Here is an 11,873-nt window from a genome sequence, read left to right on the forward strand (position 1 = left end):
TCTCTCCTATAACATTCCTAAATAATAAATTCCTAATGCATATATTTTTGCATTTGTATTCAAATCCTCAATTTTCATCCATTCATTTGGTTGATGTCCAATACCTTTTTGACCCGGAAAACTTGGACCAAAAGGAACAATATGAGGCATTAATTTAGCGTAAGTTCCTCCTGTAGTGGTAACAGGTGTTCCATCTAAATGCGTTATTTTTTCATAAGCCTTAGACAACAAAGAAACCATTGGGCAATCTTTTTCAAATTTTACAGGAAAATAATGTTGAACACATGTTACTTCCATGTTTTTTGCTTTTTCTCTAATTGTTTCAACAATTGTTTCTAGCGTCATATTTGCAGGATAAGAAAATGTGACCGAAAAAACAAGTTTACTTTTTTCATGTTTCAATACAAAATTACGCATTTCATTTATACCAAATTCTTCATCTTTAAAATCTAAACCGAGTTTTTCTGCATTTGTATTAGCATTTAAAAAATAGTTATTAATAAACAAAAAAAATTCATCAACTTGTTTTTCTTTAGCACTTATTTCAATAACAGCTCTTCCTCTTTCTGCATAAACCACAGGATACTTACAGTCCGGTGTCCACCCCATGACTGGCGGCTTTTCATGTTTTAAATAATACTCTAAATCTTTAAATCCAGTTTCTTCATCACAGCCAAAAATAATTCTTACAGGCTTATGAAGTTTAATATTTAGTTCTTTAATCGCATATAATGCATACAAGCATGTCATAATTGGACCCTTATTATCTAATATTCCTCGTGAATAAATATATCCATCTTCTTCATACGCACTAAATGGGGGATGTTTCCAACCTAAACCTGTAGGTACAACATCTAAATGTCCAATAATGCCAATATAATCTTCACCTTTACCATATTGTGCATATCCTATATAATGATCTAAATTTTTTGTTTCAAACCCTAAAGATTGAGCAATTTCTAAAACCTTGTCAAGTGTTAAAGCAATATCTTTACCAAAAGGTGCCCCTTGTTGAAAAGTTCCTTCAACACTTGGCATTTTTACAATCGTTTTAATATCCTCAATCATTCTTAAAGAAAGCATATCTATTTTTTTTATAATTTCTTCTTCCATACTATTTTTCCTCTAAAGGTGCCATCCTTGTTTTCATATAATGATCAAGCCATTCTTGACTTGCAACTTCATGAATACATTTTCCATCTTTATTTTTTGTAAGATAAACAATTGGTTCTTGATTTTCCGTTGCCACCGCAAATGAAAATCCTTCAATATTAGTTGCAACTCCCCATTCTCCTTTATTATTCATTGCAATTAACGATAGATCCCCTGCATGACCTCTTCTTTCTTTTAAACGATGATCAAGTTGATTAACTGCTTTTTCACAAGCTGCTTGAGGGTGCATACCTTCTGCCATTAAGCGAACGATTTCATAAGAAATACATCCTTTCATTAGATCTTCTCCCAATCCAGTTGCTGAAGCTCCACCTACACTTGAATCAACATAAAATCCTGAACCCGCTATTGGTGAATCTCCAACACGTCCTTTTTTCTTCATAAATAAACCACTTGTTGAAGTTGCTGATGTCATTTTCCCTTGTTGGTCAAGACATACCATACCAACTGTATCATGTCCTGCATAAGGTTTTATTTCTTGTTCACGGACTTCTTTCACTCTATTTCTATAATGAATTTTAGCGCGGTCTGTAAGCATATTTTTACGTTCAAAGCCTTCTTTATGAGCAAATTTTTCAGCCCCTTCTCCAACTAAAATATTATTTACTTTTTCTTTAGATAAGCGTCTAGCAATTGATACCGGATTTGCAAAATCTTTAATAGCCGCAACTGCTCCAATACTTAATGTATTTCCATCCATATAAGCTGCATCTAACTCTACTTCCATTTCTTCATTAGGAAGTCCTCCATAACCAACTGATTTATAATAAGGAAAATCTTCAACTGCTTTTATTGCTGTTTCTATTGCATCTCCTGCATCTCCTTTTTCTTGTAAAATATGGCTTGCTTCACTAATTCCTTCAACAGCCATACGCCATGTTGCTATTATTCCCCACATTTTCTTTCCTCCTAGTAGAAAGGATGCTAAACAGCATCCTAAAAACAAAATTTTTCTTTAAATTCTTCAATTTCTTTTTCTTGGTAAAGAGCCTTTGCAAGAACACACATTCCCTCTAAAGACTCATTTAAACCTATACCACCCTTTTTAGGTGTTTTAATAATACATAATTTATCTTTATATTCGTTAATCGTTTCTTGATTATCATCTGACATGGCCGCAATTGCTTTAGAAGATGTATTTTGATTAATATCGTAAGCAATTCTTGCTGCCATTTTTCCATAATTCAAATAATTAAAACAAGGACCACACATTACAACATCAGGTTTTAATTTATTCACCATTGCGCATAATTTTCGACTTACTTCGTCAGGATTTTTTAGATACGTCCCGTCTCCACAATAAAGACATGCCACGACTTTTCCATCTACTTTCTTTAAAAATGGTTCCATCATAACTGCCGGACCAACAGCTTCCTTTTTTGCTCCTAAAGGAATATCATGATCGTCTTTAATACCAGCACCTGATTGAATTTGGTCATAAATCATGATTATTTTCATAAATTTTCATCTCCTACAAATCATCAAATGAAAGATCATCTAATGAAATATCATCCTCTTCTTCTTCATCATTTTGCATATTATTTTCTTCTTCAAGATATTGTTTATCCATTATTTTAATAAATGGCATATAGATAAAGATTCCTAAAATTAATAACAACACTTGTAAAAGAGCTCCTGCCCAATTTGTTGCAAGGAAACCAGAAATAACAATTGGTGTTGTCCAAGGAATATTAATTCCAGAACAAATTGGTACTAAATTCATAGCCATTGCAAAATATGAAATAACAATATTCACTGTTGGAACTAATACAAAAGGTATTAATAATGTTGGATTCAATACAATTGGTAATCCAAAAACAATTGGTTCATTAATTCCAAAAATACCAGGAACAAAAGAGAGTTTACCTAAATTTGTAATACGTTTTGATTTACAGAATAAAAGCATCGCAATAACTAATGATAAAGTAGATCCTGCTCCACCAAAAGTAGCAAATAAATCTTGGAATTGTTGGCAAATAATATGATGTTCACCAGCAATATTTCCTGCTGATAATGTTTGTAAAATTGGATTGAATACGGCACCAACAACCGAACCACCATTTACTCCAAAGAACCAAAATAAATGTAAGAAAATATAAGCAACAACCATTGCTCCTAATGTATCTCCTAAATTTAATAATGGTGTTTGTAAAAATTCAAAAATAATTTGGAATACATTTGTACCTAAAAAACCAAATAATAAGTTAATTGTAAAGAATACGATCATTACCATCGCCGCTGGAATTAACGCAGCAAATGATTCTTCAACTGTAGGTGGAACACCTGCTGGCATTTTAATTGTCCAACCTTTACGTTCCACATATGTATAAATATGGACTGATAAAAAAGCACACATAATTCCGACAAAAATACCCTTTGATCCTACCCAACCTAAAGGAATACCACTTAAACTTACATCAACTGCTTTACCTGCCACATCAACACTACCGCTAATTGAATATGGCATAATTAAAAACCATGAAACAACGGCAACGGCTGCACCAAATATCTTATTTGTATTCATTTTTCCAGCAAAGGAATACGCTATACCAATTACAGCAAAGATTGCCATAATATCAAAAGTAGCCCCTGCTGGTTTTGAAATAAAAGATGCTAATGTCTGTCCTGTTGAAGAATTAACCACAGTTGTTTCTAAAAAATTAATCCAACCTTGAATTGGAAAGTTCGCTATCAATAAGAAGATAGAACCTCCAATTAATAATGGAGTTGAAACAAGAAAACCATCACGAATTGACATGAGGTACTTATTTCTCCCAATCGCCTCCGCTAGAGGCATTAGTATTTTTTCAAGTTTTTTCATCATAAGACTTGTCCTCTTTCTATTTTTTATTTGATTTAATCAGTTTAATTGCTGATTTTAACACTTTTTCACCATTCATCATACCGTAATCCGCTTGATCAATGACCGCAATAGGAATACCTGTATTTCCAAATTGTTCAACTGTTTCTTCATACATATATTTCACTTGTGGACCTAGTAAAATACAATCAGGGGTATCTTTTTCTATAATTTCTTCAAGTTTATTGTGTGAAAAAGCTGCCACTTTAATAGGCAAATTGTGTGCATTAGCGACACTTTGCATATTACTCGCTAACATACTTGTTGACATTCCTGCACTACAAAATAAATAAATTTTTTTCATTCTCCTTCTCCCTTCTTATTTTTCTAACGAATAAAGACGTTGGTTCAATTTTATAATTTCAAGAGCCATCATTTTAATTGTTTCAGCAGACATAAGTTGATCTTCTGCATGCATCAATAAAATATTTGGTACAACTTTTTCACCATTTGCTTCTTTTTGTATCAAACCTGCATGTGCTTCATGTCCTTTTACAAATTCCTGATCTCCCTCTTTTATTTTTGCTTTAGCTAAATCAAAATCACCTTTTTCAGCAATTTTCATTGCTTCAATATAAAATGATTTTGCTACACCTACCGCAGAAATAATTTGAAAACTAACTAACTCTAAATTGTCCATTTTTGTTCCTCCAATATCTTTACATCTATTATTATAAATATTTCTTTATCTTTAGGCTGATAGAGACGTTTCCTAGCAATAGGAAATCAAACACTTACAACCTTTGTATTTCCTATATAGTCATGTATTGCACGATGTTCCTTGGTAAAAATAATCATCAACGTACTTATTCCTCCCACAACAAACCCAACATACATCATCATTGAAACAATATTTACGTGTATGCATAAAGAAACAAGTTGATGCCACAATGCACTTGCACTCACAAAAATACCTTCAATTACAATCATTCCTAAACCTTGTCTTAAAACCAATAATTTTAACGATACTTCTTGATTATTATTTTGAATAATTTTAACTTTACATATTCGTTTTCCTACAGTCTGTCCTTTATAAACAAAGAAAGGAATATAAATGTAGTAAAACAAAGCAAAAATTACTCCTATAATCCCCGCAATAAATCCATAAGGTTGTTGAATTTTTAATAAATTTTGTTTTAACATTGTTCCATACAATTTTTGTGAAACCACAGCAATTGGAAAAGCAGCACAAAGTGCTCCTAAATACCAATCAATAAAATAACTAAGCACTCTTCTTGTTAAAGGTGCATTTATATATATATTTCTTTTTGTCATCTTCATTAGCTCCTAAGCGATAATTTCTTTCATAAATTCTTCATAATTATTTACTTCTAATAATTGTTCAAATTTCTTTGAATTAGCGACAATACTTGATAACCAATCAAAAAATATTTTTAATAAATGATTATCTGTTTCTCTAATTCCCAATAAAATAATAAATTTCACATCAAATTCTCCCCATTTCACACTTCTATCTAAAATCAATACAGAAATACATGATTTTTTGGTAGATACTTCTATAGAATGTGGAACAGCAAAACCATACATAAATGAGGTTGCTGAGACTGCTTCTCTTTTAAAAACATCTTCTTTGTATGCTTTTGTAGCTAAATCATTATCTATCAATTCATCACATAAATAATTTAAAATTTCTGTTGTATCATGAAATGTTTGATGAACATGAAATAAATTTTTTTTAATAAGTTTTTTTAACATCTTCACCACATCATTGTGATAAAGCTTATTATCTAATTCATTAAGAAGCTGAAATACTTTACTTTCATCTTCGTTATTTACAAATAAAGTTATTTGAAGAGTTGGTATGTCAAGTTGATGTTTTAAGGGAACTGTTGTTAAAATGAAATCTGGTTGACATTGTTCAACCTGCAATTCTTCAAAAAAATGAAATATCTCAAGAATTTCCATTCTCTCCCCAAATCTATTTTTTAATTTTTCTACACAAGGTATAGATAACATTTGATTGTGAGGAATGATGACTATTCCCCGATGACGATACATACTTTGGCTTCTTTCATAAGCTGCTCCCAAATGTAAAGCAAGAAATGCCAGCTCGTTTTCGTTAATAGTGTATCCTGTGCATTCAGTAATAACCTCACCAGAATGTACTGCCATTTCAAAAACCAAAGGGTATTTTCTTTTAATTTCCTTTAAATAAAGGTTTGTAACTTTAACATTATTCACTTGTCTTTCCAATAAAGACTGTAAATGTGTAATTAATCCAAGTTTTAAATCATAATCATTTGAAAGATCTATACCAAAATATTCCTTTATTTTATCTATAATTGTATAAAAAATATATTTCAAATTTTCACTTTCTTTTCTATTTCTATTATAGAATTTTCCACTTTTCCCCAATAAAAGATACGAAAATAAAACCACTTCATCTTCAATAACGGGTATATGTATCACTTGCGAAACTTTTGAAAAAAAATCTTTCGCCACCTTATATTCTAAACTATCCTTCAGTTTTTCATTATAAGTTTTATCTTCAATATAGTTATGATTAATAATTCTTTCTATTGAAACACCTGCATGTATCATAATCATAGGAAAACTCACATCTCTAATATAGTAATCATTCATTTCACAAACTTCTTCTAATATATCTTTAACTTCTAATAAATCAAAATTTTCCCATAAATCAGCAATAGAATTTAAATTCATAAAATTCCCTTTAGTTTCTTCTGTCAGCAAATCTTTGTAAAGTTTTCTTTTATCTGCTTCATCTCCTACTAGATAAATTGTATTTTTATTACGAACAATTTTTAAACTTGAATAACTACTAATCATTCTTCTAATTTTCTTTAAATCATTATCTATCGAATATCCACTAATAAAAACTCGATCTTGCAATTGAATTAAGTTAATTTCACTTTCTTTAAACAATAATTCCTGTATTAACCAAACACATCTTTCATGTGATGTTTGTGGAATAATTTCCTTGGGTTCAATATCTTGTTTTGATAAAAGTGTTTGATCAATATGATAACCTTTCCTTTTATCAGCACTAATTAACAAACAATCGTAAAATTGATTAATATTCTCTATATCATTACGTATCGTACGATCTGTAACATTTAGAATATGCGCCATCTCTTTTCCAGTAATCCATTTTTTATCATTCAATAGATCAATTACATGCATTTGTCGATCATTTAACATATCTTTTTTCCTCCATTTATTATCATTATAACAGTAATTTTTTTTACACAACATTAATTGTGTTTCCTAATTGTTAGGAAATAAAAAAACAAGGTTTCCCTTGTTAATCTTTAAAATAATAACCAACACCTACTTCTGTGACAATAAAATGAGGATGATTCGTATCTTTTTCTATTTTTCGACGAAGAGTAGCCATAAATACTCTTAATGCATTTTGATTAGAATGATCTTGATAACCCCAAATTTCTTTTTGAATATAATTATGTGTTAATACTTTACCACGATGTTCAATTAAAAGCTTTAAAAGATTAAATTCAATCGGTGTTAAATGAATTTCTTCTTGATCTATTAATACCTTTCTAGAAATAAAATCAACATCTAAATAATCCTTTTGATATTTCTTTATTTCTTCATCTTCTTTTTTAGATAATCTTTTAGCAACTCTAATTCTAGCTAAAAGCTCTCCCATATAAAATGGTTTTACAACATAATCATTTGCCCCTAAATCAAGTGCTTTGATTTTTTCTTGTTCTTCTAATCGTGCAGAAACAACAATAATAGGTTTTGAAGAAATTTTCCTAATTTCTTGAATTACTTCAAGACCATCAATATCTGGTAAACCTAAATCTAAAATAACGATATCAGGTTGATGACTATAAAAAAGACTTAATGCTTCATGACCCTTTGTTGTCATTAATATACGATATCCTTCTTGTTCAAAAGACATTTGCAAAAAATGAGAAATATATGGATCATCTTCTACAATCATAATTAAATCATTCATTATACATTCAACTCCTTATCACTAGGAATAGTAAAAATAAAACATGCTCCATCTTTTTCATTCTTAGCCCAAATTTTTCCACCATGAGCTTGAATAATTGCTTTACAAATAGCTAACCCTAAACCAATTCCTTTTTGACTATCATTAGAAACATTGGTATCTGTTACAAATTCTTCAAAAATATGATCTAAAATATTTTTAGAAATTCCAGATCCTGTATCTTTAATCATAAACTGTACTTCATCTTCTAATTTCTTTACATGAATCGTAATTTGATCTTTTTCTTTTGTATACTTGATTGCATTATTTAAAATATTAATAAATACTTGAACCATTAATTTACCATCTACATTAATAAATAATAAATCTTGAGGTACATCTACAACCACATTTCTTTTTTCTAATTCAGGTAAATGTTGTATTGCTTCATAAATCAAATCATCTACAACTTCTAAGTTTTTATGTAAAACTAAATTTCCACTTTCTATTTTAGACATGTTTAAAATATTTTCAACGATTTGAGTAAGCCAATGTGCTTGATCATGTATGTCTTTTGCAAGTGAATAAACATCCTCATTTTTAAGATGATCTTGATTCATCATGAGTTGACTTGCTCCAACGATTCCTGTAAGTGGTGTTCTTAAATCATGTGAGATACTTCTTAACATACTGTTAAGCATATGTTCTCTTTCCATCGCTACCTTTATTTTTTCTTGTTCTAAATAAGTAAGTTCTCTTTCTAAAGCATTTCCTAATTGGTTAGCAGCTGCTTTAATGATAATCATTTGATCTTCATTGAGTCCTTGATGACTTAATATTTCAATACTTCCTAAAACTCGATTCATTCCTATAATAGGAATTACATTTTTACTTTCTTCTTTTATTTCCAAGGAAATATTTGTTTTTATTTGAATACTTTCTTCAATATATTGATTTCCTTTTAATAAAATATATTCGATACCTGAAACATTCAATAATCTTTCTGATAAGCTATATAATTGTTTAGAAATACTTTCATTCTTTTTAGAAATAATAATTTGTTTTTGAAAACGATCCGTTAAACTACAGGCAATAACAGAAGTCATCAAAAAGAAAAGAATAAGCATAAAATCATTAGGATCACTAATATGAAAATCATAGTTAGGATCAATATATAAAAAGTTAAAACATAATACACTAATAATAGATGCTAATAAACCATAAAAATATCCTTTAGTAAATGTAGCAATTAATAAAACTCCTACAATAAATACCATTAAAATATTTTCTTTCCTAATTCCCATTGAATTTAAAGTAAATGAACAAAATAATTCAATCGAAATAATAATACCAAAATAAACTAAATACCTTAATTTTTCTTTCATAAAATCACCAAGATCATCATGACATACATTTTAGAATCATATCAACATCTTTTTTCTTTCCTATAACTAAAAGATGATCTTCTATATTAAAAACATAATCTACCGAAGGTAAAAAATCTGTTTTATTATCTTTTTTGATTCCTATGATATAAATATGAAAAGCTGCTCGAATATTAATTTGTTTAATTGTTTTTCCTAACCATTGACGTAATGCAGGAATTTCATAAATAGAATATTCATTATCCAATTCAACATAATCATACAAATTATCATTACTTACACGCACTGCTAATTTTTCAGCACTGTCACGATTAGGATAAATAACCTCATCCGCCCCATTTTTTAATAAAAATTTAGCGTGTATATCTCTTGTTGCTTGTGAAATAACATACTTGGCTCCTAATTCTTTGAGCAAACTTGTAATTTCCAAACTACTTTGGAAATTTGTTCCAATACAAACAAAACAAATATCAAAATTAGCGACACCAAAACTTTGCAAAACATCTTCATTTGTACAGTCCCCTATTTTAATATTCGAAATCAATTTTGTTAGATCTTCTAAACGAGATTCATCTTTATCTACGATCATCACTTCATTTCCAAGTGAAATCATATTACTTGCTAGATGGTGACCAAAACGTCCCATTCCTATAATTAATACTGTTTTCATAACTCCTCCTACCCAATAGCTATTTTTTCTACTGGATTTTTACAATTTGAAATTTTCTTTTTTCTTGAAAGACTTAAAGCTAAAGTTAAACTTCCTACTCGACCACAATACATTAATAAAACAATCACAATTTTAGAAAGCATTGTCAGTTGTCTTGTAATCCCTGTTGAAATTCCTACTGTTCCAAGTGCTGAAAAGATTTCAAAAAAAACATCTTGCATTGGAAGTTGAGGTTGCATGTCAAAAAGTGCAATTGCACTTATAAAAATAAATATAAAATTTATTAAAAAAACGGAACATGCTTTTTTTATCGTTTTACTATCAAAACGACGATTAAAAGCATTGGCTTCACTTTTATTGGTCATTGTAGCGTATACAAAAATAGTCAAAACTGCAAAAGTCGTGGTCTTAATACCTCCAGCTGTTGACCCAGGACTACCACCAACAAACATTAAAAACATCATTAATAAACTTGTTGAAGGTTTTAAATGAGAAACATCAACTGTATTAAAACCAGCTGTACGACAAGTCACAGATTGAAAAAATGAAGCTAAAATCTTTTCTTCTTGAGACAAGGAAGAAAGTGAATTTTGACATTCAAATAAATAAAATAATACGGCTCCGCCAACAATTAAAATAATTGTCATTATTAAAACGATTTTTGTTTGTAAAAGATATTTTTTAAACTTAAACCCTTTTTCATAAATATCTTGCCAAACAATAAATCCTAGACCTCCTATAATAATCAATGCCATAATTGTTATATTAACAATTATATTAGAAGCATAAGGAGTTAATGAACCATAAGGTTCTATTATTCCAAGTATGTCAAATCCTGCATTACAAAAAGCAGAAATCGCATGAAAGATTCCTAAATAAATACCTTTTAATAAACCAAAATCTTCTATAAAAACAAGACTTAAAATAATTGCGCCAATTCCTTCAAATAAAAAAGTTCCTTTTATAATATGTTTAACAAGTTTGACCCCACCTGCTAATTTTAAAGAATTGACACTTTCTTCAATCAAGCCTCTCTGTCTTAAACTAATTTTTTTCTTAAGATAAGTGGCTAGAAAAACCCCAATCGTAATAAAACCTAAACCACCTATTTGAATTAAAAGTAAAATCACGATTTGTCCAAACAATGTCCAATGTGTTGCCGTATCATAAACAACTAAACCTGTTACACAAGTGGCACTTGTCGCTGTAAAAAGCGCATCTAAAAAATCCGTATGATCACTAGAAACAGGTAACAAAAGTAAAAACGTTCCAACTAAAATAACAATTGCAAATCCTAATGCAATGATTTCAACATTTGTTCTTCTTTTGATCATATAAATGTTTTATTAACCTTTCTATGTCTTCTATTGTTTGTAACAATTCAATATTTTCTTGATATAATTCTTCATACTTTTGTTTGCCAATTAAAGAATAAACTTGGACATCTAACATATCTCTATGAATACGATAATTCATTAATAAGTTATAATAATCATCTTCACAGCATAAAATGACATATTGATAACTTTGTTCAAAGTGATATATTTCTTGTTTTGGTATACATTTGATTGTATCATTTTCATATTTTTTTGCTATTTGATATTGATCATCATAAATGATAAGAATTGTTGGGTATTCTATACTTTCTATAAGCTCATCAAAACAACTCATTTGTTTATATACCATAAACAAAACAATTATCAAAATAATCACTAATATAAAATCTACCATAATACTCCCCTCATTATTTTCATTATAAAATGGGAGGTATTAAGATAGTGTTAAGATACTTTGTATATACATTAATAAAACATAAATAAAAAGGATCAAGATAATTCT

At 29.2% G+C, this 11,873-nt stretch carries 13 protein-coding genes; all 13 read right to left on the minus strand.

Translation table 11 applies throughout. From position 1 onward, the window contains the following. Positions 1–6: 6 nt before the first annotated feature. On the minus strand, positions 7–1,113 hold the full coding sequence (locus LJD32_RS04025) for a Sapep family Mn(2+)-dependent dipeptidase (RefSeq protein ID WP_022001215.1): 1,107 nt from the start codon (positions 1,111–1,113) through the stop codon (positions 7–9). Between the two features lies 1 nt (position 1,114). Then, a complete protein-coding gene (locus LJD32_RS04030) occupies positions 1,115–2,071 on the minus strand; it encodes a N(4)-(beta-N-acetylglucosaminyl)-L-asparaginase (protein ID WP_022001214.1) in 957 nt (318 codons plus the stop codon). A 38-nt stretch (positions 2,072–2,109) separates the two neighbouring features. Continuing rightward, complete coding sequence (locus LJD32_RS04035) at positions 2,110–2,631, minus strand: GrdB-related putative oxidoreductase (protein WP_022001213.1); 522 nt, start codon at positions 2,629–2,631, stop codon at positions 2,110–2,112. Between the two features lie 13 nt (positions 2,632–2,644). After that, positions 2,645–3,997 (minus strand): PTS sugar transporter subunit IIC, encoded by a 1,353-nt coding sequence (locus tag LJD32_RS04040; RefSeq protein ID WP_117783191.1) that lies wholly within the window; start codon positions 3,995–3,997, stop codon positions 2,645–2,647. A 16-nt stretch (positions 3,998–4,013) separates the two neighbouring features. After that, positions 4,014–4,337: a PTS sugar transporter subunit IIB gene (locus LJD32_RS04045; protein ID WP_022001211.1), complete on the minus strand. Its 324-nt coding sequence runs from the start codon at positions 4,335–4,337 to the stop codon at positions 4,014–4,016. A 15-nt stretch (positions 4,338–4,352) separates the two neighbouring features. Beyond that, the gene (locus LJD32_RS04050; protein ID WP_147580319.1) at positions 4,353–4,673 is read right to left on the minus strand and encodes a PTS lactose/cellobiose transporter subunit IIA; all 321 of its coding nucleotides are present in this window, start codon (positions 4,671–4,673) and stop codon (positions 4,353–4,355) included. A gap of 86 nt (positions 4,674–4,759) precedes the next feature. Further along, complete coding sequence (locus LJD32_RS04055; protein WP_227391805.1) at positions 4,760–5,308, minus strand: RDD family protein; 549 nt, start codon at positions 5,306–5,308, stop codon at positions 4,760–4,762. Positions 5,309–5,320: 12 nt separating this feature from the next. After that, the gene (locus tag LJD32_RS04060; protein ID WP_195933024.1) at positions 5,321–7,216 is read right to left on the minus strand and encodes a BglG family transcription antiterminator; all 1,896 of its coding nucleotides are present in this window, start codon (positions 7,214–7,216) and stop codon (positions 5,321–5,323) included. Positions 7,217–7,319: 103 nt separating this feature from the next. Continuing rightward, positions 7,320–8,000: a response regulator transcription factor gene (locus tag LJD32_RS04065; protein WP_032090698.1), complete on the minus strand. Its 681-nt coding sequence runs from the start codon at positions 7,998–8,000 to the stop codon at positions 7,320–7,322. Then, a complete protein-coding gene (locus LJD32_RS04070) occupies positions 8,000–9,364 on the minus strand; it encodes an ATP-binding protein (RefSeq protein WP_227391806.1) in 1,365 nt (454 codons plus the stop codon). The genes LJD32_RS04065 and LJD32_RS04070 overlap by 1 nt, the downstream gene beginning before the upstream one ends. 16 nt (positions 9,365–9,380) lie before the next feature. Continuing rightward, entirely contained in the window at positions 9,381–10,034 is a 654-nt protein-coding gene (locus LJD32_RS04075) for a potassium channel family protein (RefSeq protein ID WP_032090699.1), read from the minus strand. Between the two features lie 8 nt (positions 10,035–10,042). Further along, positions 10,043–11,368: a TrkH family potassium uptake protein gene (locus LJD32_RS04080; RefSeq protein WP_147580323.1), complete on the minus strand. Its 1,326-nt coding sequence runs from the start codon at positions 11,366–11,368 to the stop codon at positions 10,043–10,045. After that, a complete protein-coding gene (locus LJD32_RS04085; RefSeq protein WP_117783195.1) occupies positions 11,343–11,765 on the minus strand; it encodes a hypothetical protein in 423 nt (140 codons plus the stop codon). Before LJD32_RS04085 ends, LJD32_RS04080 begins: the two co-directional genes overlap by 26 nt. Positions 11,766–11,873: the final 108 nt, after the last annotated feature.

This window comes from Faecalibacillus sp. TM498 (genome assembly GCF_020589955.1).
GTDB lineage: Bacteria > Bacillota_I > Bacilli_A > Erysipelotrichales > Coprobacillaceae > Faecalibacillus > Faecalibacillus intestinalis.